The 24,060-nt window shown below is 59.6% G+C and carries 20 protein-coding genes; 1 reads left to right on the top strand and 19 read right to left on the bottom strand.

Translation table 11 applies throughout. The annotated features are described in order from the left end of the window. Positions 1-273: 273 nt before the first annotated feature. Both KOL70_RS23275 and KOL70_RS23280 read right to left on the bottom strand, forming a co-directional pair. The gene (locus KOL70_RS23275; protein ID WP_215481747.1) at positions 274-507 is read right to left on the bottom strand and encodes a KTSC domain-containing protein; all 234 of its coding nucleotides are present in this window, start codon (positions 505-507) and stop codon (positions 274-276) included. A gap of 205 nt (positions 508-712) precedes the next feature. After that, positions 713-1,315, bottom strand: coding sequence for a DUF2913 family protein (locus KOL70_RS23280; protein ID WP_215481748.1), 603 nt, complete (start codon positions 1,313-1,315; stop codon positions 713-715). Positions 1,316-1,627: 312 nt separating this feature from the next. Here KOL70_RS23280 and KOL70_RS23285 point away from each other — a divergent pair, with 312 nt between their 5' ends. Then, positions 1,628-1,942, top strand: coding sequence for a hypothetical protein (locus KOL70_RS23285; RefSeq protein ID WP_215481749.1), 315 nt, complete (start codon positions 1,628-1,630; stop codon positions 1,940-1,942). Here the strand turns inward: KOL70_RS23285 and KOL70_RS23290 are convergent. From KOL70_RS23290 to KOL70_RS23370, 17 genes are all read right to left on the bottom strand, one after another. Further along, positions 1,939-2,760 (bottom strand): DUF4225 domain-containing protein, encoded by an 822-nt coding sequence (locus KOL70_RS23290; RefSeq protein ID WP_215481750.1) that lies wholly within the window; start codon positions 2,758-2,760, stop codon positions 1,939-1,941. The two genes, KOL70_RS23285 and KOL70_RS23290, sit on opposite strands and share 4 nt — an antisense overlap. 211 nt (positions 2,761-2,971) lie before the next feature. After that, positions 2,972-3,469, bottom strand: coding sequence for a hypothetical protein (locus KOL70_RS23295; protein ID WP_215481751.1), 498 nt, complete (start codon positions 3,467-3,469; stop codon positions 2,972-2,974). 267 nt (positions 3,470-3,736) lie between these two features. Next, positions 3,737-3,997: a DUF2767 family protein gene (locus KOL70_RS23300; RefSeq protein ID WP_215481752.1), complete on the bottom strand. Its 261-nt coding sequence runs from the start codon at positions 3,995-3,997 to the stop codon at positions 3,737-3,739. Between the two features lie 829 nt (positions 3,998-4,826). Next, on the bottom strand, positions 4,827-5,762 hold the full coding sequence (gene repA, locus KOL70_RS23305) for a plasmid replication initiator RepA (RefSeq protein WP_215481753.1): 936 nt from the start codon (positions 5,760-5,762) through the stop codon (positions 4,827-4,829). A gap of 722 nt (positions 5,763-6,484) precedes the next feature. Continuing rightward, on the bottom strand, positions 6,485-7,282 hold the full coding sequence (locus tag KOL70_RS23310; protein WP_215481754.1) for a DsbA family protein: 798 nt from the start codon (positions 7,280-7,282) through the stop codon (positions 6,485-6,487). A 68-nt stretch (positions 7,283-7,350) separates the two neighbouring features. Then, the gene (mobF, locus tag KOL70_RS23315; protein WP_215481755.1) at positions 7,351-12,822 is read right to left on the bottom strand and encodes a MobF family relaxase; all 5,472 of its coding nucleotides are present in this window, start codon (positions 12,820-12,822) and stop codon (positions 7,351-7,353) included. Continuing rightward, the gene (traD, locus tag KOL70_RS23320; RefSeq protein WP_215481756.1) at positions 12,819-15,353 is read right to left on the bottom strand and encodes a type IV conjugative transfer system coupling protein TraD; all 2,535 of its coding nucleotides are present in this window, start codon (positions 15,351-15,353) and stop codon (positions 12,819-12,821) included. Before traD ends, mobF begins: the two co-directional genes overlap by 4 nt. A 100-nt stretch (positions 15,354-15,453) precedes the next feature. Continuing rightward, on the bottom strand, positions 15,454-15,813 hold the full coding sequence (locus KOL70_RS23325) for a hypothetical protein (protein ID WP_215481757.1): 360 nt from the start codon (positions 15,811-15,813) through the stop codon (positions 15,454-15,456). A 347-nt stretch (positions 15,814-16,160) separates the two neighbouring features. Beyond that, on the bottom strand, positions 16,161-16,460 hold the full coding sequence (locus tag KOL70_RS23330; protein ID WP_215481758.1) for a hypothetical protein: 300 nt from the start codon (positions 16,458-16,460) through the stop codon (positions 16,161-16,163). Between the two features lie 30 nt (positions 16,461-16,490). Beyond that, on the bottom strand, positions 16,491-17,222 hold the full coding sequence (gene traT, locus KOL70_RS23335; RefSeq protein WP_215481759.1) for a complement resistance protein TraT: 732 nt from the start codon (positions 17,220-17,222) through the stop codon (positions 16,491-16,493). Positions 17,223-17,349: 127 nt separating this feature from the next. Continuing rightward, positions 17,350-17,919, bottom strand: coding sequence for a hypothetical protein (locus KOL70_RS23340; RefSeq protein ID WP_215481760.1), 570 nt, complete (start codon positions 17,917-17,919; stop codon positions 17,350-17,352). A 21-nt stretch (positions 17,920-17,940) separates the two neighbouring features. Continuing rightward, positions 17,941-20,982: a conjugal transfer mating-pair stabilization protein TraG gene (traG, locus tag KOL70_RS23345; RefSeq protein WP_215481761.1), complete on the bottom strand. Its 3,042-nt coding sequence runs from the start codon at positions 20,980-20,982 to the stop codon at positions 17,941-17,943. Between the two features lie 62 nt (positions 20,983-21,044). Beyond that, positions 21,045-22,412 carry a conjugal transfer pilus assembly protein TraH gene (traH, locus tag KOL70_RS23350; RefSeq protein ID WP_215481762.1) on the bottom strand — a complete coding sequence of 456 codons (1,368 nt, stop codon included), beginning with the start codon at positions 22,410-22,412 and terminating at the stop codon, positions 21,045-21,047. 34 nt (positions 22,413-22,446) lie between these two features. Then, positions 22,447-22,725, bottom strand: a complete 279-nt coding sequence (locus tag KOL70_RS23355; protein ID WP_215481763.1) for a hypothetical protein — start codon at positions 22,723-22,725, stop codon at positions 22,447-22,449. 32 nt (positions 22,726-22,757) lie between these two features. Beyond that, positions 22,758-23,381, bottom strand: a complete 624-nt coding sequence (trbB, locus tag KOL70_RS23360) for an F-type conjugal transfer protein TrbB (protein ID WP_215481764.1) — start codon at positions 23,379-23,381, stop codon at positions 22,758-22,760. Beyond that, positions 23,371-23,583 carry a hypothetical protein gene (locus KOL70_RS23365; RefSeq protein ID WP_166720354.1) on the bottom strand — a complete coding sequence of 71 codons (213 nt, stop codon included), beginning with the start codon at positions 23,581-23,583 and terminating at the stop codon, positions 23,371-23,373. The genes trbB and KOL70_RS23365 overlap by 11 nt, the downstream gene beginning before the upstream one ends. Beyond that, on the bottom strand, positions 23,580-24,056 hold the full coding sequence (locus KOL70_RS23370) for a hypothetical protein (protein ID WP_254185927.1): 477 nt from the start codon (positions 24,054-24,056) through the stop codon (positions 23,580-23,582). Before KOL70_RS23370 ends, KOL70_RS23365 begins: the two co-directional genes overlap by 4 nt. Between the last annotated feature and the right edge of the window lie 4 nt (positions 24,057-24,060).

Below are 24,060 nucleotides of genomic sequence, written 5' to 3' on the forward strand. Positions count from 1 at the left end.
AACATCATGACGTCACGCGGCGATATTCACGGCGCCTTTTCGCTCATCCGCAGCTGGAGCGAAAACGTCGCCCGGAAAATCATGAAAAAAGCGGGCTACCCTGTGACGCCGCACACGGGGCGCGCGTTCTGGACGTGGGTGCAGGAGACCCTGATCCGGGCGGGCCGCGAGCGGCGCTGCGGCTACCGGGCGCGCGCTGAACGCCAGGTACCGGTGCGGCGCTGGCGGCAGCAGGCCGCGGAAGACTATGATGCCTGGGCGCAGATGATGGCGTCAGAGGCCGCGCCGCAGGCTGAGGCTGCCCCGGAGGGAAATATAGCGCCCCTCGATGCTGCTCCTGAAAAATGCGTCGCCGTCCGCGGCCGCGCAGAAGGCCTGGTACACCTTTGCCGGCACCGCGAGCCAGCGCCGGCACGCGCCGTTCCGGTACTCCAGTTCCAGCACGCCGGTGGTCGGATCGTAGCCCGCGCTGCGAAACAGCTGAGACGTCATTTCATGCCTGTTCATAGTGTGGTTCCTGTCAGGGCCATCGCTCACGTGGCCGCCGTCCGAAAAAGTGGGGTGCCACCCGGCAGCTCCCCCTGTTCAGGGAATAAAATCAGAGAATTTATTATTCAGCTTACGCGGGTGTTATCGGTTGCCCGCCGTGAAACCTGAGCCGGCGCGGAGGTTCACTGTAGTCTGTGAAGTACGTTACCTTTCCGGTCCCGCCTCACGCAGCGCTGAATCCGTCCGCGAGCAGAAGATGCAGATGTTCATCAGAACCTCCGGCCGTTCCCCGGCGCCAGCCCGAACGCTGCAGCAGCTTATCCAGCGCGGCCAGGTCGCCGGTGATGCGCACCGGCAGGGGACTACGCTGCCGGCTGTGCTCGTCAAAGCCGTTATCCAGTGCGCTGCGCCTGAGGTAAACACCGGAAACGGACGGGCTGAGCCGCAGCTGCCGGCGGCCGCTCCATTCATTTTCTGACAGCACCATATAAATCCAGCCGGTGAGCTTCACGGCGTGCAGGGCGTGCTGGAGCCGATACAGGTCGTTCTGCGCCTGCAGGTGGCCGTTTCCTGCGCGCCACAGGTAATCCAGCTTGCCGGGCAGGTCGGCGCGCAGGCCCTTCTCTCGCCCTTCCTTCAGCAGCCAGCTGATGTCGCTGGCCAGCGACCGGGGAAAGCGACGCTGTTTTTCAGCGGTGGCCAGCCAGCGGGTCAGAAACAGGTTGTCCTGCGCGGGTGACGTCACGAGCCCGTCGCGGCGGGCGGTATGCAGCGCAATCAGGCCGCACCAGGCCAGGTGGCTGACGTTCAGATTGTCGTTATTCATAAACCGCGTCCTTCATGCCAGACCACATGAAAAAGTGGCCCTGAAATACGGCATTTTATGACATCATCAGGCCTGAGGAAACCCGGCGGAGCCGGCAGGAGGTTCAGCAGCACGGACTGACTTTATCCGGCTGGCTCCGCAGGTGTTCAGTCTCGCAAATCAGGGCGGGAGCAGGCGTAATGAGAGCGGTCCTGGTTGCAGGGACCGGGTTGATTAGATTAAATACCGCTCCGGATTGCTGAGGTCGATTGTCAGCAAAAATTCTGCTATATCTGCGTGCTGACAGGTTCAAACAATTTAGGGATGAGGGTTATGTTGGTCAGTGAAGAGGGGTTGCTGCGTTCCGGCTTCAGTTCTGCGGAACTGCAGGCAGTTAAAAACAACGTCGAAAGTTATGGCGGGACGCTTGAGCTGGCCATCCATGACCTGGCAAGGCGATTTAACAGAATGCTCTGGACAGGAGCGGTTTTTCTGGCAATTTTCATTATCCTGGTGCTGTTCAGTTCAGGGATAAAAATAATTGCCGGCGGCATATCTTTCCTGTTGGGTATTGGCTTTATGATACTCAGCCAGCCCCCGGTGCTTTGCTACAAGTCATGGCGATACTGGCGGGCGGTACAGTCTTAGTGCGACGAATTATCGACCGTCAGCAGGTCAAAAACCACCTTCGCTTTTAGCCCATAGCCAGCGATACGCATAGTCAGCTTAGGCTTACTTATGCTATCTACTTTGCGGTAATAGTCTCTGGGCATCCATCGGAACAGGCGCCATGCCCCGGCTTTCCTGGCTGCGCCAAAAACACCGTAGACGCTGGCAGATAAAGTGGCCGCATTATATATAGCCAGACCCGTCTCAGGCCTGAATCCTAAAAATTCAGCGCCGGCCATAGCCGCATCTCCGAATATACCTTCGGAATGAGCACTCCCTGGCGGTGAAAAATGGTTAATGATTTCCAGTGAAAGACCATTGATGCCGTCGCTTACCAGTACAGCACCGGCCAACATCCCGATTGCAGGCATCGAGGTTATCATCGCCAGCCCGGTGAACAGGGCAATGCCCGATATGGCAATATGGACAGCAGACAGGGTGTAACCAACAATTTTGTTATTCTCCCAGACAAATTCGACCTTCGCGTACAGTTGCGCCGTCTTGATTTTCAGCAACCTGTCCTGCTCAGCCAGATTCTCAGATTCTTCACGAAGGTTTTTTATGCAGGCCATGCATTCTTCGTCAGTCCTTGCCCGTCTGGCGATCGCAAACTGACCTTCAATGACATCCCTTATTTCCTGCACAAACTGAAGTCGTGTGAGTCCATCCCTTATGTGAAATCCGGCTACACGGTTAGCTGTTTCAATCAGCTTACGGGCTTCAAGATTCACCATCGTTTCTGCCCAGGCCTTATTGCGCGCATTTGAGCGCATCATAGCGAGTAGAGCTTCATCCATTTCACAGTTCCTTTGACTGGCCGATGATTTGATAATACTTAATCAGTTCCATCCGTAAAATGAGAAATTAATCCGGGCGCCGGGTTTACGCATATCCGGAATCCTCCGCGTCAGTTTTCGCTTTGTTGAGCATCAGCCCCATTTGAGGGCTGACGGGCAGTGTGCAGCCCGCCCTCTATGCCGCGTCAGCGGCATATGTAAATGCCTTTACTCATTGTTTAAAATCAGAAAAAACATCATCGGTGATTTGCGCAGTAAACGTAATACCTCTTGGCAGCTCAATATTTACACTCTTTTCAGAGTTAAGCTGAACAGTCACTGGAGGAACCGGAACTGATTCAATGACATCGCCTACCAGTTCGCCGTTCACATATCTCTGGGTATCGTAATAGTTGATAACCCCGGAAATTTCTGCTTTGTAACCCCCATTATTTTCAACAAGATCGATATACAGAGTGGTCGCGTTATATTTCCTTTCCAGCGTATCGTGAAATTGTTTACCCGGAAGAGGCGACAACGAATAGCGGTGGATGTGACGGACATTGTCCTCCTTGATGTAGCTAAGTACCGGATCTGTAATTACTGCTTTTTCTGAAACAGGAGACTGCATTTCCGTTTTCAGATAGAGGGGGGCAGAAGATTGCGGTTGTGTTGCACAGCCTGTCAAAAGAACAGCTGCAGCCAGAGTTAAGCTGGTTAATAGTTTCATTTTATTCCTGTTTCTATGCGGGACCTGTTCCGTATATCGGCTGGATTATGCGTGGCTTGATACCATTTATAACGAGGATTTTGACAGAAGCAGGCAAGCAGCGCGCAGCCGGCCCCTGAATGCCGCGTGAGCGGCATGGAGGCGTCAGAAACCATTCAGGACGGCGCTGATGCCATCGGCCGCCGTGAGCCCGGCGGAGCCGGTTACAGGCCAAAACCACAGAATAAACTGGCCCTGAGATCCGGAATTTCAGGACGTCATCAGCCCTTAGAGAACCCAGTCGCCGCCATCGCGGTGCCTCTCCACGACCTCCTGGTCGGGATAGATTTCCAGCGTCTCGATCGCACTCAGCATGGCCGTTTCCATCTCCGGCGACCATGCCTGCGTTCTGACCAGTTCTCCGCGGATAAAGCTGGCAATCCGCAGCCGCGTGGTTTCAAGACCGTCGCCGGCCATGGCCATGACCACGGCGCCGATCATGGTGTAAACCCTCTCCAGCTCCCCGTGCTGCTGTTGAGCCATCTGCATCGCACTTACCTCTCAGACGTAGCCGGACGGGCGAGCAGTGCGCAGCCCGTCCTGTGAATGCCGCGTGAGCGGCATGGAGGCGCCAGAAACCGTTCAGGACGTCTCAGATGCCAGCTGGCGCCGTTAGCCCGGCACAGCCGGTTACAGGGCCGATGGTGGCGAAAGCCCAACCCCGCCCTGACCGACGCCGTTTAAGCAGCGGCCTGTCAGCAGCTTATCAGTCAGACGGTCGGAGACGAAAGAAAGATACCGCGGGCCTCCGGCCAGAAAGCGGCTCAGATTCTGTAGTTACAGCATCCATTAATCAGCCACTGCAGTTCCGGCCCTCCGGGCCGGGCGGCCGGGGCTGGTTAGTGGGGGCAACCGGGCTTCAGGTACGGCGCGGGTCCGGTCTGAGAGGGGCTGGATGGTTCAGAACTGGCTGATTACAGTGAATTATTTGTCTGTTGTAACTAATTGCTCAGAAGGGGCCCGCGTAAGCGGGAGGTGCTTCAGATTCTGAGCGGCGCGGCCGTTTACGGCCGCTGCAAGCGAAGGCCTTATTTATCCCCGCAGAATGCCGGCATGAACACTTTATTTATCTTTTCTGATTAATTCTTTCTGACGTAAGTCAGGAATGTTTTGCGGGTAGTTTCAGGGTCGTTTGCAGGTAAGTAACGCTTTCCAATTGCGGGTAAGTGTGGATAAAAAAATCCGCGACCGGAGAGCGGCGCGAATGTGGGATATTTTGCGGGAAAATGGATGCCGCAGCGGGCCGGAAATACGCGATTTAATCTGCGGCACAAACGCCTTTACCGCCAGTCAAGGCGGTAAAATTCGCAGGTGTTCGTCAGTGGACGACGTCGGGCGGGGCGGGCTCGTAGCCGAGGCCGAGCTCCAGCTGGTTCAGGTTCTGCCACACCAGGCGGTCAAAGGCGTCCGCGTCGGTGTTCATCAGCTCGTGGTTCGGCAGCGTCCGGATAAGCCAGCTCGCCATCGCCGTACGGCGCTCGTCGAGCGGAAGTTTACCCAGCTTTTTGCGGCGCTTCTCTTTCACGGCCTTTTCACGCCGCTTCAGCAGCGTGGCCATGCGCATGTTCTCATACCAGCGCTGGCGGGCGGCGCGCACCGATTCATGCGTACCCGGCACGATGATGCCCTCCGCTTCGGCCTCAAGGCGCTCATTGCGCTGGACGTACAGTTTGTCCATATTGACGCCGCACAGCTGCCAGAAACGATCGGTGAGCACGATATGGCGCGGCATCCAGAATTTCTCAACCGGGTCCCACTCAAGCGAAGGCATCTCCAGCAGCCCGTATCGCGCCAGCTCCGGAAAAAGGCGCGACAGCCGGCACGGCTCTACCCGGGTGCCGGGTATGACGTCGCCGTTCTCATCTTTCGGGCTCAGCTCGCCGGCCAGCCGGCCGACGTTGACGGTGACCACCCAGGTGGCCATGTCAGCGCGCTGAACCAGCAGCGGAATAAGAGCGTCAATGAGGGCGCGGCGCTCCGGCCGGAAGTCCCGCTCGCGGCCGGCCGCGTGGCGCAGCCTGACGAAATACGGATTACGTGAGACCCGCTGGCGCAGGCGCAGCTGGCCGGTGCCCCGGTCCTTCACGACGAGCCGGCGCATGGCGTGGCCGAACTCACCCGGCAGCGGGCGATAGTTCTGCGGCGCGAACCAGACTGGCTCAGGACATTTGCAGGTGACGGCGTGATCGCCACGATGGCGCCCGTCAGTTCTGGAGGTCGGGTCGTTTAACCCGATTAAAATCTGGTCATTCACCCTGTCCTGAACTTATGGCGGACAGGGGTTGTCTTATGAACTGCATGCGTTATAATCCTTTGCAGGCGCAGCGCCTGCTTTTGGACCCCCTGATTCTGATTCTTCCGCCAAGTTGAGCTCAGATTCGGGGGGTTTTTGCATTCAGAGCCCGGTAAAACCGGACTCCGTACCCTGGACGTTTTTACGGATACGTCCCATCCGGTTGATTCTTCCCGCGCCGCGCATGTCCGGCCACAGGTTTTCGCACATCCCCGTCATCAACCACCACAGTATTCGACAAGGATCTAAAAAGGATCGCCGCCCGGCGAATTCTGAAAAGAATACCCATCTCAACCGGTTAAATCCAGCACAGATTGCACATAGCACGAATCGTATGGATAAAAAAAGTTCACCGATAAATTTTACCGTGACCGTCATCACAACTGCGGTTGTGGCTTAACGCAGTTCTGCGCTTGGCGGGACGCTGAAACGACAGAGAGCATGGGGGACGGGTAATTTTTCATTATTCAGCGGAACGATCGCAGACGATCGCCATTCAGGCGACGGGCAGGGCGGTCAGGCTGAGGCGTACCGCAGCGGCGCGAGGAACGAACAGCCTGAATGACGTGGCCGTCAGGGGGTAAAGGTTCTGGCGGGATGGCCGATACCCCCTCACGCGCCGGCAGTGAAACCATTCTGATAATGCCGTCGCTGCTGGTTGCCCGGTTCTGCCCCGGGCTTTTTTAGTTTCCGCCTGCGCGGACGATGGCCTGCTGCAGGACCTCTTCGCTGACGACGCCTGGGATGACGGTGGTGTTGTCAGCCGTGGCATTCTCTGCCGGCATGACGATAATGCCCGGCGTGCCGGTCAGTCCCAGCATCTCCGCCAGCGCGTCGTTGTTTTCGATGAGCCTGTCGGAGGCAGCACTGTCATCACCGGAAGCCGTACCTGCGCCGGCGGCCGTGGCCACCTTTTCAATATCCTCTGCCGTGAGTTTCCCCTCGTTGTGCCCGGTCCGGTAAATCCCGTTGTGGAAGGCCATATAGGCCTCCGCGCCCTGCCTGCGGTAAATACCCAGCCCGCGGTGCGAGGCAAGCCGCGATTCCGGATAGCGTGCAGCAAAGATGGTCCAGTCGCGGAAGGCAAAGCGTACGCCGGCGTTGGCGGCCATCACCTTTTCCATCACCGGCGCCATCATGCTGCAGGCGATGCATTCGTAGTCAAAGAACTCCGTAACGATGACCTTCGAATCCGCCGGCCCCTTAACCGGTACGCCGTCGAGCTGCATCAGCAGCCGGTGAGCTTTAAGCGCAGACTGCACGTAAGCCTGCTGCTGCATCGCCTGCTGGCGCGCCTGCAGCTTTTTGCTCACCTCAATGAGCACGTCGGGATGCGCCACCAGGTAGTCAGCGGCAATTTCACCAATGCGGGCCTGCTGCGCGGGGGTAAAGTCCGCAGCCTCAGCCGCATTCGATGGTGCTGAGGGCAAAGCGGTGCTCATGGCCAGCGCAATGGCGGCCAGTTTCAGGATCTGTTTCATGATTTCTCTCGCATGCCTGCGCGGAGCAGGCGGAAGGTGAGGCGGCCGCACAGGGCGGGCCGCAGTCATTAACGTTCTTTTTGTATGTTCCGGGACGGTTCGTGAGAAAGTTCGGGCGGCAGGCGCTCGGGCCCCTCGTGCTGAGCCGGCATGCTGATCCCCGCCGCAATCTCTTTGTCCGTCCGCGAACCTGCGGCAAGCTCTGTTGCCAGTTCTGATTCTCCTTTTCCTGAAGGCACCGGCTGCTCCCGGCTCTCCTCCTGCATCCTGACCTCCGGATAAGCCTGCCGGCTGCCTTCCAGAACCCGGCCGGCCAGATCCGTTTCGTCCACGGCAGGCTTCGCGACAGGGTCCACAGGCTGCTCAATGTCAGCCGCCGCCTGTGGAACTGCACGGCTGAGGTCTGCGGCGAGCTTTTCCTCTGCCGCCACGTCTGCCCGCCCGTCTCTGACGCTGCTCTGCACCTCCGGCGCGTCCGGCACATCAGGCTGATGCGCGTCCTGCCTGACGAGGTCTCTGATGGTCTCGTCGCCAATGCCGGCGGGTGCCGCCGGCGTGACCGGTTCATCCGGAACAGGCGGCGGGCTCTGCAGGCTTCTGACCGCCTCTTCCACCGCCGCCCCGGCGAGCGGCTCCAGGCCGCCGGAAACCTTCAGCAGCTGCGGAGACGGAGCGGCGTCCCCGGTCTTCAGCAGAATGCCGGACGTCGGGTATTTTCGCGCCGCGCTGAGCGCCTCTTCCAGCGTGGCCACCACAAGTGTTTCTCCGTTCCGGCTTTTCTGTACAAGAGCGGCCTGCGCGCCGTCGGTGACGATACGCCGCTCGGCCCCCCGATCGACGTCACCGCTTCCGGGGCGCAGCGGAACCATTGTCAGGCCCGCCGGTTTACCGTTACCGTCAAACACCGGCAGGGCCAGGTGGGGTTCAGGGAACTTTCGCGTCGGCGGGATGATACGTGCCGTTACGGGGCTGCCGCTGAGGCCGTTTGACCGCAGGTACGCACGGCCAATTGCGGTTTTCGACGCGGCCTGCCCCATCGCCCAGATCCGCCGGGCCTGATCCCGCTCAGGCTCCGGCATAAGCGCATCATGCGCCGTCGCCGGTCCGCTTTTTCGGACGCCGAGCGTCTCCATCCAGCCGGCTCTGTCATCGGTAACAATCTGAACATGGTCCTTCGCGCGTGAGACGTTGATATAAAACGCCCGCGCGCCGCTCATCCGCTTACGGGCACCTTCCACGCCTTCCAGCGCCAGCGAGTAGCGGGCACTGGCACCCTGTGCACCATAGCCGGTGACCGCCCAGCTGTAATCCACGTGCCGGTCTGCCAGCGTGGTCGCCGGGTCGATGACCTTCACCCCGCTGCCGTTACGCAGAACAATCTCACCGTTTTCGCGCAGTTCATCGACGCGGTACTGCTCGTGCGCAGCGTGACCGGCCTGCTTCTGGGTTTTACTGAGGCGGACGCTGTCACCGGTGCGCAGCTCAATTTCACGGTGTTCAAAAACCTCGATTTCCATTGCGTTAAGCTCCTGCGGCGACCAGTAGTGCGTGCGCCCCGCTTCATCCCGCAGGGTGACGTTGCCATTTTCGTGGTCCACGCCGGTAACGTGCAGATACCGCTGGTTCGCCATGACCACCTGTCCGGTTTCCCAGTCCTTTATGCGGTTAAAATCGTGCCGCCCGCCATTAATCCGGTCCAGGACAGAGACGGTCCGGGCTTCCCCGCCCAGCTCTTTCGCCACCACCATCGCATTATGGATGCCCTCGTTGATGGCTCTGCGGTCTTCATGCAACTGCACCATGATCATGGTCTGCTCCCGCGCCTCATCGGTGCGGCTCATAAAGTCAGCCACAATGCTGGACACCGGGTCTGCTGACTGAACAATTGATCCGCCAGGTACCACCGTACCTGCCCGGCGGGGTACAACGTCCGGCGCGACGCTTTCAATCTTTCTCAGCGCCGCTGCGGAATCATTACCGATGATGCTGTAAACCGCAGACTTCAGCGCCGTATCACGCTGGCGCACGATTTCCTTCATCACCGCGACGTCGATCGGGCTCCGCTCCTGCATCAGCTGGAACGGCGCGCCACTTTCAGGCGACTGCAGCTGCGCAATGTCCCCCACCGCCACGGCACGGCCGTTGCCGGCAGCGATTGCGCGGTACGCCGCCGCGGTGTCCTGGTTACCGATCATGGAAGACTCATCGATAAGAAACAGCATATTGTCGTAGCGGACGTCCTCACCGGCGGCGCTGCGCGTCTGCCAGTCCAGCACAAACGACTTAAGCGTCTGCGCATCGATGCCGGTCCCCGCCATCTCCTTAACCGCCCGGTGAGTCGGCCCCAGCCCGACGATAACCGGACGCACGTCAGCCGGCAGGGTATCAATAGCCGCCTTTACCGCATTAAACTGGGTGGTTTTACCGACGCCCGCATACCCCTGCACGGCCGTAAAGCGGTCCGGACTCTTCAGAATAAGCGAGGTGGCCTCTTTCTGCCCCTGCGTCAGGCCTGACAGGAGAGCCGGATCGACCTGTGCCATCAGCGGAACCTGTGTGTTTTTACCCCGATCGATTTCACCGAGGATGGCTTTTTCCATCTCCCATGTGGACCGCGCAACGAAGTGGGGCCCGGCGCTGGTCTGTACCCCGACGAGATCACCTTCCTTGACCTGACGGGTAATTTCATTTTCGATGAGCTTCAGGTCACCACAGAACGTCAGCGCCTCATCAAGCAGTTTTGTCCGGGAGAAAGCGACCTCCCGCATCTGCGCGACGCCGCGCGTAACGGCTTTCTGCGCGTCAGAGAGCAGCTGCGTACTGAGCGTGTCTATGGCCTCACTGGCGTCTTCCTTCCCGCTGGCCTGACGGACCAGAGACAGCGGGGAGCGTGTTGAGCGCAGGCGGCCGAGCTTCTCTTCCGCCCGGCTCAGGGCTTCGCCGGTAAATATTTCGGCCTCATGGCCAGACTGCGCCAGCGCGTTAATCATGTTGACCGACAGATCCTGAGCCCCGAGGCTGGCCAGCACGGTACCGTGCTCGTTGTCCCGGCTTCCGGGGGCACTGACGTAGCCGTATGTAACGTAAAGCGGATTTGCCGGGTCGATACGCAGCGGCTTTTTCTGCCCCTCCCGCTGCACGACAAGTGCGCCATTCTCAACGGAGGTGACGGTGAGGCGATCACGTGCCTTCAGCCCGGTGTTTTTGTCGCCGGCAAGCGCAAACAGCCGCTCCCCCGCAGCAACCTCCAGCTGAGACTGTGTAAACAGGCGCCAGTCACCGGAAAGTGCGCTGAGCTTTACACGGGACAGTACACCATCCCCGTCAATCAGGGAGAGCATGCGGGTTTCATCATGTACGCGGTCAATGACGTAGTGACGCGTTTCATTTCTCTCCGACCTGTCTTCCAGCACCATACCGGCGCGGTAGGTCTGAGGGAGGCGACGCTCTTTTGCTGTCATATAAACCGGCGTGCGCGCCGCAATGCTGACCGGCGCCTCCCCCAGTCGTCCGGCATCTTTCAGCGCATTCCGGATGACACCGGTCAGCTGGGCCTGCTCACGCGGACCGGCCACAACCGCCGTCACGGGACCGTCTGCGGGGTCCATTCCGGCAAAACGCTCTGCGAGTGCACGATAGCGCTCGCGCTTGTCCTGAATGCTGGTCACGCGGACCTCAATACCGTCAGACGGTGCGTTCAGGCTCTGACGTTCTACCCCCGCTGCGGTCAGCACGGACAGTGCGTTCGCGTTTGACTGCCGTCCGGCGCTGTCCAGAAACAGCAGCTGCGCGTTCTGCAGCTGAGCCTCGCCGGTCAGCACCAGCATTTCCTTCAGGCTGAGCTTTTCCGCACTTTCCACGATGACCGTACTCTGGGGATCAAGGCTGAAGGTGCCATCAAGCATACGGCTGCGGTGGAGAAGCCGGTCTTTGAGCGCCGGGGATTTGGCAAAGCTGAGCGCGCGCTCGGCTGAACTGGTCAGTACACTGACCTCACGCCCCTGTTCACGTGACATTGTCACCAGTTCTTCTGTTACCGCACGCAGACGGCCGACTGAGGCCGGTGCGCTGATGATAACGGCGGGCGCCCGGGCCACGTGCTCAAGGTGCCCGGGAACCGGACTGCCGGTGAGGCTGAAATTGACCACCCTGTTCTCTTTCAGAATATCCGCCGCCAGCGACTGCACCGACAGCTCATCCAGCAGGTGAATGTGCGAGGTAAATACACCCTTATCACCGTCGAGAGGCACGAGCAGGTTGTCATGAATCGCCTGATCCAGCGCCCTGCGCAGGTCCGGAATGCTGTTCTGCAGTTCACCGGCGTTGTGTGCGGTCAGCAGGATGTCCCCATAGGTAAACCGCGTTTTGTTGTCGCTCAGCACGGAAATGGCGGTGCGGACCGCCTCCATCGCCTGCACTGGCGCGTCCTGCACCTCACCGGCATCAGGCCGGGATTTTTCACGCTCGCGGGCTTCATTCATGACGCCCTGAAGATCAAAACCGACGTCGTCCATCTGCCGCTGCCAGCGATCGCGCAGACGGGCCCGTCCGTCTGCGGTTTCCGGCTTAGCGATCGGTTCTTCCTGCTCCCGGACTGCAGATTTTAACGTCGCCTCAGTGCCTGCTTCAGGGACTCTGTCAGACGCATTCACAGCCAGCTCTGGTGAGGCGGGCGGTTCCTGCCGGGTGCGTAACGGTGCCGTTTCGTCTGCGCCATACTGACTGATATCCTGCTTGCGCTGGCGCGTATCCAGCGCTGCCACGTCGCGGCTTTTCAGCGAAGCGTCTTCGCCTGCGCGCGCATGAATTTCACGATGGCGCGATGAGAATTCGTCCAGCACCTCCCCGGTAAAGCCCTTTATTTCCCACAGGTCGTGCCGGCCGCCGGTGGGCAACGTTTCATACCCAATATCCTCCGCCTTACCTTTCAGCAGGTTGCGGTAAATTTTGCCGTACGTTATCTGGTTGCGGTACACCGTTTCGATGAAGCCGGCGCCGTGGATCGCATCGGTAGCCAGCGCTTTCCACTTCCCGTCCAGCTCCGTCACGTTGGCCACCACTGCGTGAGTATGGATCTGCGGGTCGAGGTTACGCGAAGTGTCGTGCGTGAACAGCGCAGCGACCATTTTTCCGGTTGGCGTGATGCGCGTGACGCCGTCCTTCGTGTCGCGCGCGCTCACCATCTGTTCCATGATGGCCAGCGTTTCTTTCACCGCATCGTGGTGCGCCTCCAGCAGGCGTTTATCGCCGCCGGCGAGGATCAGCATGGAGACGCTCTTGGGTGCCGAGAAGGTAAAGTCATGACCGGGGCGGTGCACGTGTGCACCCTGAACGTCCTTACCCAGTACCACACCGTTGGGGAGGCTGCCGTGCAGAATTCCGGTGAAAGTATCGAGATCAACCGGGCCTTCCAGCCCCAGCTCGCGCGCGCCCTCCCCCAGCCACTGGGTGGGCATGTCGTCCAGAAAGTAATAGTTATCCTTGCTGCTGTAGTAGCCGGCAGCGTCGGCGGCAGAGGCCACCGGAGCAACGGTCATCATCGTTCATATCCTCCCGGGTCCAGGCTGTCACTCATCTCCTGGTACGCCGCGTAGTCGTCGCGGTGTCGCAGGATGTTTTTCTCGTCGTCGGCCATGCGCGCGTTGGCGTCGCCGTGCTGTGCGGCGCGCTCCTCCTCACGTTGCTGTTCGGTTTTACGCGGGCTGATGTGCCGCACGGTCAGCCGGCCCCCGTCGTCTTTCTCCATCTGCATGTGCAGTTCGGGGGCTTCACCCGCGGGGGCTTCGCTGTCGGTTTCTGCATTACCTGATGTGCTGTTCTGGAGCCTTCTCATCCTCTCCAGTGGAGAAAGCGGCGAACCTGCCTCTTTCCTGGCCGGTGCCGGCGTGGAAACAACCCTGATGGTTTCCGACGGTGCTGTGGCGGTACCGCCCTCCGGGACAATGGCAGGTGTGGATGATTCAGCCGGAACCGTAGTGACGCGCGGAACTACTTCGCGGTGCGGGAACGGTCGCACGTTAGAAGACCCTGACGATGCGCTTATGTCGGGGGCAGACGTAGCGGGAACAGCAGGCTGGCCCTTTGCGACAGACGGCTTCCCCTCTCTCACGGTAGCCGGCTCCGGCGTCGTCACGGGGACGTCAGCTTTTGCCGGCGCGGCGGACGGCGAGGCAGCCTTAGGTTTAACCGGAGCGGGCGCGGAAGCGCGGTCCTCCCCTTCCAGCCACTCCTCCCCGGTCGGGAACGAAATGTCCGCCGCCCGGGCGCTGCGCTCGTTATTTTCGATGATGCGCTCGAGTTCGGGACTCAGCCGGTCACGGAAATCGCGCTCCATCAGCGCCGGATGATATTTCTTCTGTTTGCGGTACTTCAGGCTCAGCTTCACCACCGGGTATTCGCCCGGCAGGCGTACGTAAAAGCGCAGGTTGGGCATCTTCATAATCTGGTCGTAGTCCACGATGGGCTCGTTGACCTTGTCCTTACTGATGGAGATACCGTCGCGAATCTGGTCGAGGCCGTAGCTGTTCTGCTCGCGCGCCTCGCGCCGGCGCTGGTGACCCAGCTCCTCCTCCACCATTTTGGCCACCTCGGCGCTCGGCGAGCGGCCGTAGGCGCGGGTGTTGAGCAGGTCAAAGATGGCTTTGGCCATCTCGCGGCCGTAGATGTGCACCAGCTGCGGGATGTTCTGGATGCCCAGCACGAAGCAGCCGCCGAACTTGCGGGCCTCGGCCAGCGTTTCGTTAAACTCCGGTATCTTCTGCAGGCTGGCAATTTCATCGCCGACGAACCACACGCGCCGATCGCTGTTCTCCCCCATGCTCTGCAGCAGCAGGGTGGCCAGCGACAGCCACATGGATATCAGCGGGCGCACCGCTTTACGGTGGCGGGCCGTGGTGGAGATAAACAGCCAGCTGCTGTCGTACTGCGCGTCGGTCATCCACTCGCGGATACTGAACTCCGGCTTGCCCTCCTTATCCAGCCCCTGCAGGTAGCGCAGCGACTTGGCGTAGTTGGTCAGCACCGAGCGGATGGAGATGGCGGTCTTCTCGATTTTCTCCTCGACCAGGTTGGCCGACGGCGTGTTTTTGAGAAACTCGCGCAGGCTTTTCAGGTCGATCGAGAGGCAGGTCTTCAGGAACGTCTCGATGCTGCGATCGGGGCGTGAGGCAAACTGCATGGCCGTGTCGCTGAAGATGGTGCGCGACGACGACACCCAGAACGGGTCGGAGTCGCCCTCCACCGGCATCAGCGCCGCCGTCATGTTCTCGTAGTCCACCACGTCGCGTGCCTCGCGCCACAGCACCCAGTTTTCACAGCGGCTGTCGTGCGCGTTCAGGATTTTGTCCAGGCGCTCGTCGTAGTGCGTCTCAATGAAGGTGCCGCCGGAGTCGTATACGATCGCGCGGTCGCCGCGCCGGCGGATATAGTCCAGCAGCCAGCGGATGAGCGTGGACTTGCCGACGCCGATGGTGCCGTGGATCAGAAAGTTCATGACCTCGGCGTTCTTCACCATGTTCAGGCCGCCAATCTGCAGATCGGACTTCTCGCCGGCCTTTTTCAGCAGCCGGTTCACCTCCTTCGGCTTATCGGTGAGCGTCATACCCGAGATAAACTCGTCCTCGCTCTCCTTCCTGCCGATGCGCCCCACGTACCAGGCAATCAGGCACCAGAGCAGGCTGGCGGCGATGCCGCACGCGGTCGCGATAAAGCGCAGGTTCGCCATAAACTGGCGGCCCATCTCCTGCATCCACGGGTTGTCCAGCAGCTGCGCCGGCGTCAGCTTTATGGTGCAGAGCTGTGCGCCTTCGCCGCAGTGCCAGAAGATGTCCCACGTGGCGCCGGCCGCGCGCGCGGACAGGCCCAGCAGCGAATGGGTGGGCATTGCCGCCCAGTACCAGAAGCCGTTACGCAGTACGTCGTCAGGCGTTGTCAGCCAGAACAGACCTGCGGTGGCCGCCACGAACAGCAGCAGCATCCAGTGAAATATCCAGTTGCTCACCTGCGCAAACATGCGCAGGCGGTAGGCCGTCATCTGGCCACCCTGCGTCAGGTATTTAGGGGTAAAACTCATGGGAAACTCCGGAAAGCGCGCAGGCGCAGCCCGCCCGGGGAAACCGGGCAGGCTGTTGCAGGGGGAGAAAGTAGCTGAGGGGCCGCGCGGGCCCCGAAAATTACTTCAGAATGCCTGTTGCCGCAGGGCGGCCTGGAAACTTACGGCGCTGCAGCCAGACGCCGGCCATCAGGGGAAGACCGCAGATAAAGCACAGCAGGTTCCAGCAAACCATCGTGAGGGCCGAGAGCACGCCGCCTGCCGTCAGGACCAGCAGGACCAGCAGTGCGGTGATGATGCCCGGCGGCATCATATCGCCCTGCATCGTGCGGGTGGCAAGGTCATACGTATAGAACTGGCTGTGGGTCATGAGGGTTCTGACGATATCAGGCCCGAACTGCCACAGCACGACCGCGCTCCAGGCAAAAAACAGGGTAAACCAGACAATAAGGGTGCGTGCCGCACCGCTGAACGTGAGCATGGGAATATCCTTCAGAGAGTTAAGAACAGGGGGGTTAAGTACAGCCGTTACAGCGCAATTCCCGACGCGCTCAGCGCGCAGCAAACCGCACGCGGAGCGAGATAAAAAACGTCAGAGAAATCAGAGCCACGCTCCCGCCACCCCGTGCACCGGGGAGGAAGCGTAAAAGGAGTCCCGTGAGGGAGGAGGGGCAGCACCCGTGGTGGTGGTGATGCTGCCCCCGGTGTCCGCTGCCCGGGGGCGCAGACGGAGGTCGGCAGGCGCCCCGTTGTCAGGAGAGTGTTCTCATTTCCCCCTTAAGGCGCGTGCCGCCGGTTCTCACCGGTCATTAAGTAATACCAGGTAATTCAGCGACCTGCAAGCTTCAGGATGCGTTTTATGGCCGTCAGCAGCACGGCGGCCAGGACCAGCCCGCACGCACCCATGCAGATGACGTAAAGCAACATCGCCGCCAGCATGAACAGGCAGAACGCTCCCGTTCCCGCCCCACCCGGCGCGGCATCCAGCAACCTGAGCCAGCCCACAAAATGCCAGGGGAGCCAGCTGTCCGTTAGGTTCACGAGCAGCAGGGTCATGATGGCGGCTGTCAGCATCAGATTCATGAAACCGGGCAGTGAAGACGCCAGTCGTTCAATTTTTCTGCGCATGGCGCCTCCCGCACCTGTCAGCTGAATGAATTACATGATCCCGGCAACGGACTTCGCCAGCTGCGCTTCCAGCACCGGCTTCGCCTCTTCAAACTTCAGGTTGACCTTGTTCGCGTTTGACACCACGCGGGTCTGGTATTTCATGCGGTTGCCCTCTTCGCTGCTGGTCTGCAGCTTGATGCCGGAAGTGCCCTGACGCAGCGCCGCCACGTTGTCCGTGGTTACGGCAGTTTTGCTGCGTTCAGAAATCTGCAGATCGGTCACCATCGTGAAATTAACATCCTCTACCAGTGCATCTGCGGCCATACCTGCCAGGCCGGTAGCCAGACCGACACCGAGGATAGCTCCGCCAGAGGTGCTGTTATAGGCGGTGATCCCGCTGCCCAGTGCGGCACCCAGCACGCCCCCTTCGTAGCCGGAGGACAGGAAGCCCTGTGCCTGACGCAGATCCATCTTCTCGGCCTTCAAAACGTTGGCCTGAATCCAGTAGTACGCAGCGTCAGGATTTGACGTCACGGTATAGCCTTTCGCGCGCAGATCCTGCGCCAGCATCGGCTCCAGATCGCTCATGTCCTTGTCGGAGGTGTTGCGAACCTGCAGGTAAACCGTCTTCTGGCTGGAAGGCTCAAGCCAGACGGTCTGGCTCATTTGCGTTTTCACGTCGAGGTTGCGTTTTTTGATGGCGGTGCTCATGGCACCACAGCCGGAAAGCATCAGGGAGGCAGCGGCAATCGCCGCCACGAAGGCGTTACGGTATTTCATAGACGTATCCTTGTTAAATGGAAAAACGGGACAGGCGCGCCCCGGGGCACGCTGTTTTATATAGGGATTTAGAGAGAAACCCTTCCGTCAGAATGCCGGAAGGGTTATCGGCGGGAGCCGCAGGAACTTAAATCTTTTTAATCAGACTGCTAATTTTTTCTAAAGCCATTCCGGAACCTAATCGGTTAATCTCAGAGCCAATTATGATTCCCATAGTAAACATCATAATCAATAACAGGGCAGGTATTGCAAAAGTGAACAATGGGGAAATCGCGGCCAGCACAACTGAGCAGAACATTAAAAATATGAAGATAAAAACTGTCCTACTCGTAACCTTACATAGGTGCTGCAAAATAATTGATTCATTTCTTACATCTTCAGGCAAAGTGAGGTACATCGTAACCTTGCTATAAGTTAAGAGTATAAAGAACAAACCAATAATCGCTGTTGGAACTACAACAACCCATCCTTCCGTACCAAAAAAATGCATATATCCTGCGACTGTTTTTTCATTCCATGCTGAACTGAAGTAAAAAACCACTGTACTAAAAAAACTTAAAGCGACTGCAATCAAAGGGATTGATGATGTCTTCTTTAGCAGCTCAGATGGTGAAGGAATAAGACGCTTACTTGAATCTAAGCTATTAATTAGATAGTTCACGTCTGCTTCTAACTTTTCTACCCTCAAATTTCCCATGCATGCCGTCCTTTAATTAAACTAAGATGCCTTTTTCTGGGCCGCTCTAAGCTTTTGCAGTTTTTCTTCAAATCCGGTGGCTTCAGCATTATCGAAAACAGGTTTTGTCTGCCTGATATCCTCTTCAGTGCGCCCTATCTGCTGACTTCTGACCGCCCCTTGATGCTCATTCCTGAGTATATCACTGGACGTCTGAACAGTGGTTTTATTTTCAGCGATTTTACCGTCATTTTCCCTGATTGTTTCCATCAGGCCAGATCTTTGTGCTGCGACCTTGTTGGCCACGTTACTTTCAATACCGGCACCCGATGCCTTCTCGCCCACGCGTTGTGAGCCACTGCTGAAATCTTCGCTCATGGCCTGCGACGGGGCACCTGCCGGCGCGGTCAGATTACGTTCACGTATCTGCACGTTTTCCTCCGTGACGCCGCTGCCGCGTCTCTCCGCAGTGGAATACTTGCTGGGATGAGATGCCGTGCGGACAGCACCGCCGCTGACAGTCTCCGGCACGCCTCCCCTCTCAACATCACTACTCCGCGCTCCCCCCGGAACGTCCAGTGACTGAGCCGGCTGCAGCGGCTGGCCATTCACCTGCTCAGTCCGGGCGCCGTAGTTGCGCATGATTTCCGGCTCAAGCCGCTCGTGCATAAACTCGGTTGCCGCACCCTGCGCGCTCCGGACGTTGGTCAGTATGTTCTGCGCGTCGCTGCCATACTTCGCCGTAGTCCAGTCAACAAACTCCTGATTGTAGTTGGCGTCCAGGCTCGCGCTCTGCGTCTGCGACAGCGTGGCCATGCGGCTGAACTCCTGGCTGCGGGTGCTGCTCTCCGTATACTGATGGTACTGACTTTTTGCGTCATTGAGCGTCGCCGCGAACTGCTGTGCAAGTGAGTTCGACTGGTTGTCCGTGTGACTGCCCGACTCGCTCAGGCGGGTCGACGTCACCATGTCCATGCCCTGACGGAAGTCGCGCGCCTCCTGGCTGCTCTGGTCATGACGGTTATCACGACCCTCCGCGTGGCTGTCCTGCGTGCCGTGTGAGCTGCCGGAGGTGTGACGCCAGTCCGTGTTCAGGTTCGCCTCACCGCCGGCGCTGAGGCCTGTGGCCCACTTACCGAGCTTCCCGGCCAGCTGGTCGCCGGAATCGAATTTCACATATTCCCTGACACCCGCACCGGCGCTCCCCTGATTGGTGATATCCATCAGCTGGTTATACGCCTGCTGCTCGGAAACGTTGTGCGACTTCGCATAGCTTTCCACCGCCGACTGCATTTTGCTGACCCCGCGGCTCATACTGGTGGCCACGCTGTTGTCGCTGCCCTGCGTGACGGTGTCGCTGTTGCCGCTCTGCTGCGTCAGCTGGTTCATCTGCTGGAACCCGCTGGTCACACTGTGGTTGTAGCCATCCAGCGAACTCTGCGCCTGCTGCTGCGCCTGACGTGCTTGTTCGGAGAACCCGCTGCTGGCCAGCGAGCTCAGCCGCATGCTCACCGGCAGGTTGGATATCGCCTGGCTGGTATCCACCACCGTGTGGCCGTCCGCCGTCTGCGTCATCATCGCATTGTTGCCGGTCTGGATGCTCTGCGACCCCGAACGGCGGAGCATGTTGGTGTCAAACTTGTTGGCGTTCACGTTGTCCATCGACATGTTGTTAAACGACCAGTTGCCGTCCGCCGTGGTGGACGCCTGCCCGCCGGTTGCGAATGCAGCTGAACTCATTACGCTACCCACAACCTGCGAGCCCACTGACGCCGCCCCTTTGGTCAGGAAGAACGCCAGCACCGGAATGGACATGCTCAGATAGCCCGCGATGTTGGCCGCGTCCGAATGCTGCAGCGCCACCTGGTCCTGATTGGCCAGCACCAGCGGCGTCGCCCCGGTTTTGGTCTGCAGGTAGAAGTTGGCCAGCGAGTTGAGGATGGCGAACATCACCGGCCACATCGTGAAATAGATGAACCCGCCCGCGTACAGCTTCAGCGTTTTCAGCCCGAAAATATCGTGATTCACCAGCGCCAGCGCGATCACCAGCGGGAACAGCGCAATCAGGACCAGCATCATCAGCGACTGGAACATTGGCAGTGTGCGCGCGGCAATCACCCCGCCCGCACCCCAGCTGATGCGCTGCTTGGTCAGACTCGACTCGGTGGCAAGATTCAGCAGGTTGGCGGTATCCGACGATCGTGCCGCAAAGCCCTTCCAGCCATCGCGGATGGCCGCGTTGGTAATGTTGTTGCGCATGATCTGCGAGGCGCTGAGGCCGCCCGCGTAAAAGAAGTTGTAGCTCTCATCCATCGCGTTGCCGAGCAGCGTATCCCCGCTCACGCGGTTGCCGAAAATACGCGTGGCCAGCGCGTGCCACGTCGTGCCGCCGATGCGCACGTCCGCACCGATAAGGTTTTTGATGACCGCCGCCGCCTGCTGGCAGGTGATAAACTGGCGTCCGCCGCCGGTATCCTGATACAGACCGCGCAGCGGGCTCGGGTTATCGGTGATCAGCGTCAGCGGATCGGTGCTGTTGAGCAGCTGCGACACGGTGTACTTGTTGTTCAGCAGGATGTCGCCCACCACGCAATTCTCCACGTAATCGGTCAGCATCTGTGACAGCTGCGGGTTCTGCGAGCGGAAGTCTGTGGTCTGCGCCACGATCTGCGAGCCGAACAGCATGCCGGACTTCGTGTAAGTCAGCGAGTCCGGACGCGAGAAGCTGTACTCATAGAGGCGCGCCAGGCCGAACTCCGTGGACGTGGTCAGCCCGGCGATGAAGGCGAGACCCGCCGGCACGTTGTCCACCTCGTACACCGCCGCCGGGTCCGTGACGTCGATAATCTGCACGCTGCGCTTCGGAACGAGCAGCACTGAGGTGATCACGAAGAATACGGCCAGCCAGTGCAGAAACACCGTCGGGTTGCGGGTTTTGATAAAGCTGAACATCACGCCCAGCACGCCAAACAGCCCGACGATGCGCTTCAGCGTATCGTATGTGTCGCTGCCGATGACGGTGACAACGCCGTTAAACACCTGCCGCCACATGTCACCGCCGTAAATGGTCCAGACTTCAGTCATGACGGATACCCCGCTGAGAATTGCCCTGCCAGGACGCTGCGATCATGTCCGGCACCATAGAATCAGTCATTGCCGGTCCCCCACTGATAGTTGCCCTGATAGGACGTTGAGATAATGGTCGATACCTGCTGCTGCAGGTACTGCATGTTGCGATCGATACCGTCCAGCGCGTTCTGGTCGGCGGTCGACTGCAGCTTCATCTGCGCCAGCAGGGAGGTCGCGGTCTGCACGTTGTTTCGCAGCTCGCCGGCGGCCTGTTCCGGGAAGTTTTTACCCGCCAGCGACTGACTCGCCTGCTTCACCAGCTCCTGCAGGTACTGGATCATCATGTCCTGCGCGATGAAGTCCGCGACCTGAATAAGGTAGGTCGGGCTCATGCCCATGCTGCGTGAGTTGGTCAGGTACTTGAGCACCGGCACCGAGGTGGTGTTGATAAAGCCCTTTTCCCTGTCTGACAGGCCGGTGTCGGCGCTGAGCTTGCTGTCGATGGAAATCATGATGTTGCGGACCTGCGTCACCAGCGCCACATCGCTGCTGACCGTTACATCTGCAGGCATGGGCCCGAGGCACAGATCCTGCTCGTCGCAGCTGTATATTTTTGCGGTACCACCGCGCATCAGGACATTGATGATGTCGCGGTTATCGACCAGCGGGGTCAGGATGGTGACCTGCCCGTCCTTGTTGAAGATGATGGAGCCCACCACGCTCATCACCAGCTCCTTCAGCTGACGGTTGCCGTCAAACAGGTGGTTGCGGCCCAGCGCGTCCCAGATGAGGTTTTTGTTTTTCAGCACCTGGTCCTTATCTTTATCAGAGGCGCGACTGGTGACGCTGTCACCCTGCCCGCCTACCGTGCAGCCCTGACGGGACGCCGCCCAGTCAGAGAAAATGTTGCTCTCGCCGGCAATGTCCTGGCAGATTTTCTGATTGGACACCTGCGATACCGGCCAGAGACCGCCGATAATGCCCTGCGCGGCCTGACAGGAGCTCATGTTCATAGAGTTCACGTCCGAGGCCAGCTTCTGCAGGAAGTCTTTGGCCTGCTTGAGCTCCGGCACCATCGTCTGCAGCGCGAGGTCAAAGGCGTAGCCGGCGGCGTTACTCATAATCTGCTTCACGAACCGCTGCAGCTCGGCGCCGTTGATAAAGGAAAACGCCCCGAGGTAAGCATCGATGCCACCGCAGCCGGCGTTCAGCGAGGGCACCTGCATCGAGATGAGCTGTACCTGTTTGACGGGGTTACGCAGATAAACCGAACCGCCGGTGAAATAGCCCGCGGCCTGTCCCTGCCACGCCTGCGCTTTTGAGACGTTGCCGTCAAAGCCGAGGCTGCCAAAGTAGCCGTTGAGGTCGCCCTGCACGTCGGCCAGCGCCGGGCTGCTGATGGTTAGCGCCGCCAATGCGCTGATAACTAGCTGACGAAGGTTCATGATGCCGCCCTCACATTAAAACGATCTTTCTTTTTCATTGAAAACTCCGGTCTGTCATGAATCCGTGCCGGCGCAGCGTGATGCTGACCAGCGCGCCGCAGCCAAAGCCGCCGGCAAGGGCAAACAGAAACAGCAGCGGGTAGAGCTGCAGCCCGCTCAGCAGCAGCGCATCCGTGCCGTAAGCGACACCGGCGGGCAGGTGGGCAAGGTCGCAGGCAAGCCAGGCATAAATCCCGGCCGCCGCCAGCATTGAGGCGCAGACGAGCAGCAGCGCCGTCTCGGTTCGCGAGAGCGTAAAAGGGTGTTCCGTCATGATTTTTTCCGTATGCGGCGGGGCCGCGTGCGTTACTGCGGGGTCAGCGAAGCACTGCTCGGTACCGGTCCCAGCGTGTCGGGCGGCAGATGGTCAATGTCGGCCTCTATCATCTGCGCGAGGCGCTGGCTTACCGTGCCCATGTCGGTGTCGCCCTGATAAAGCGGATAAGCCATGTTGGTGTTCACGTTGACCATAAAGGTGGTCGGCGTCGCGATGGGCAGACCGTTGCCGAAGAACGTCAGGATCTCGCCGGCGATGGGCTCGTTCGGCCCGGCCTTGCGCGGAATGAGCGCCACCGGGAAGGATGTATCGCCGTACCCGTCAAGCGTGTACGGATACACTTTTATGCCGGTTTCATCCGCCCACGCCTTCAGTTTTGGATCAAACTTCGCGCTGTACTGGCAGCCGCGCTGCATGAACACCACCACCGCGTAGTCGTTGAGATTTACGCGCCGGCCATCGGTCAGCGTCATCAGATTCGGTGGCTTCGCCGGCGCGGTTCGGGCAGACAGGTTGCCCGGCAGCCCGAAGTCTGGCAGCTGAGCCCCCTGCTGCGCCTTTGCCTGCTCCAGCGCGGCGATTTCGTCGGCCACCGAAGCCTGTGCCAGCACCGGCAGCAGCAACGCTGCCGCCAGCAGAACCTTAAGCCTCATGATGGCCTCCCGGTCCGCTGCGCGCGCGGCGGTGCGCGATGATCCCGAGGAGAATCCCCAGTCCCATAAGGACAAAACACGCCACCGATACGACGATCAGCACGTCGTACGTCAGGCTCTCGGAGTACGTCAGCAGCTGGCGCAGGCAGTTGAAGATAATGCCCGCCATAAACAGCGTGACGATAAGCGGTAGTTGTTTCATTCATGTTCTCCTTTAGCGCGGCGGCGCAGGTGCCACACGGCCAGATTAGCTAGGACGGAAAGCACCACTGCAGTCCTGTAGAGCAACAGCAGCGTGCTGCCGGCCTCAGCAGCCCACGCCTCGCGGCTGACCGCCGCCTTCTCACACATCACGGGCGTGGGGTCAGGTTTTAACGCATCCGGAACAGGGGCTTCTTCACGAAACACTGACAGTGGAGCGGGCGGGAACGCCGTCAGAGGCCTCGCCTGTGATACACAGCCCCACACCTGCCCCGCCGACGCGTCGCGAACCAGCTTTTCGGCCTCATCAAGCAGCATCTGCCCGGCGCCGCCGGCGTGCTGATGTGCGGACAGCAGAAACAGCAGGAAGAACAGTAGCGCCGGGTGGATAACCAGCGTCTGCATCAGCAGGTTCGTCAGGCCACGGGCAGCGCGCAGCCGCCCGTGCCAGACGGGTGATAGCGTTAGCATCATGAAC

The organism is Pantoea sp. B270, from assembly GCF_018726825.1.
Classification (GTDB): domain Bacteria; phylum Pseudomonadota; class Gammaproteobacteria; order Enterobacterales; family Enterobacteriaceae; genus Pantoea; species Pantoea dispersa.

Bases quoted from the DNA above. Each gene is read 5' to 3' on its own strand.
- KOL70_RS23275 (WP_215481747.1), bottom strand. From the start codon at position 507: ATGAACAGGCATGAAATGACGTCTCAGCTGTTTCGCAGCGCGGGCTAC.
- KOL70_RS23280 (WP_215481748.1), bottom strand. From the start codon at position 1,315: ATGAATAACGACAATCTGAACGTCAGCCACCTGGCCTGGTGCGGCCTG.
- KOL70_RS23285 (WP_215481749.1), top strand. From the start codon at position 1,628: ATGTTGGTCAGTGAAGAGGGGTTGCTGCGTTCCGGCTTCAGTTCTGCG.
- KOL70_RS23290 (WP_215481750.1), bottom strand. From the start codon at position 2,760: ATGGATGAAGCTCTACTCGCTATGATGCGCTCAAATGCGCGCAATAAG.
- KOL70_RS23295 (WP_215481751.1), bottom strand. From the start codon at position 3,469: ATGAAACTATTAACCAGCTTAACTCTGGCTGCAGCTGTTCTTTTGACA.
- KOL70_RS23300 (WP_215481752.1), bottom strand. From the start codon at position 3,997: ATGCAGATGGCTCAACAGCAGCACGGGGAGCTGGAGAGGGTTTACACC.
- KOL70_RS23310 (WP_215481754.1), bottom strand. From the start codon at position 7,282: ATGAAACAGATCCTGAAACTGGCCGCCATTGCGCTGGCCATGAGCACC.
- mobF (WP_215481755.1), bottom strand. From the start codon at position 12,822: ATGATGACCGTTGCTCCGGTGGCCTCTGCCGCCGACGCTGCCGGCTAC.
- traD (WP_215481756.1), bottom strand. From the start codon at position 15,353: ATGAGTTTTACCCCTAAATACCTGACGCAGGGTGGCCAGATGACGGCC.
- KOL70_RS23325 (WP_215481757.1), bottom strand. From the start codon at position 15,813: ATGCTCACGTTCAGCGGTGCGGCACGCACCCTTATTGTCTGGTTTACC.
- KOL70_RS23330 (WP_215481758.1), bottom strand. From the start codon at position 16,460: ATGCGCAGAAAAATTGAACGACTGGCGTCTTCACTGCCCGGTTTCATG.
- traT (WP_215481759.1), bottom strand. From the start codon at position 17,222: ATGAAATACCGTAACGCCTTCGTGGCGGCGATTGCCGCTGCCTCCCTG.
- KOL70_RS23340 (WP_215481760.1), bottom strand. From the start codon at position 17,919: ATGGGAAATTTGAGGGTAGAAAAGTTAGAAGCAGACGTGAACTATCTA.
- traG (WP_215481761.1), bottom strand. From the start codon at position 20,982: ATGACTGAAGTCTGGACCATTTACGGCGGTGACATGTGGCGGCAGGTG.
- traH (WP_215481762.1), bottom strand. From the start codon at position 22,412: ATGAACCTTCGTCAGCTAGTTATCAGCGCATTGGCGGCGCTAACCATC.
- KOL70_RS23355 (WP_215481763.1), bottom strand. From the start codon at position 22,725: ATGACGGAACACCCTTTTACGCTCTCGCGAACCGAGACGGCGCTGCTG.
- trbB (WP_215481764.1), bottom strand. From the start codon at position 23,381: ATGAGGCTTAAGGTTCTGCTGGCGGCAGCGTTGCTGCTGCCGGTGCTG.
- KOL70_RS23365 (WP_166720354.1), bottom strand. From the start codon at position 23,583: ATGAAACAACTACCGCTTATCGTCACGCTGTTTATGGCGGGCATTATC.
- KOL70_RS23370 (WP_254185927.1), bottom strand. From the start codon at position 24,056: ATGATGCTAACGCTATCACCCGTCTGGCACGGGCGGCTGCGCGCTGCC.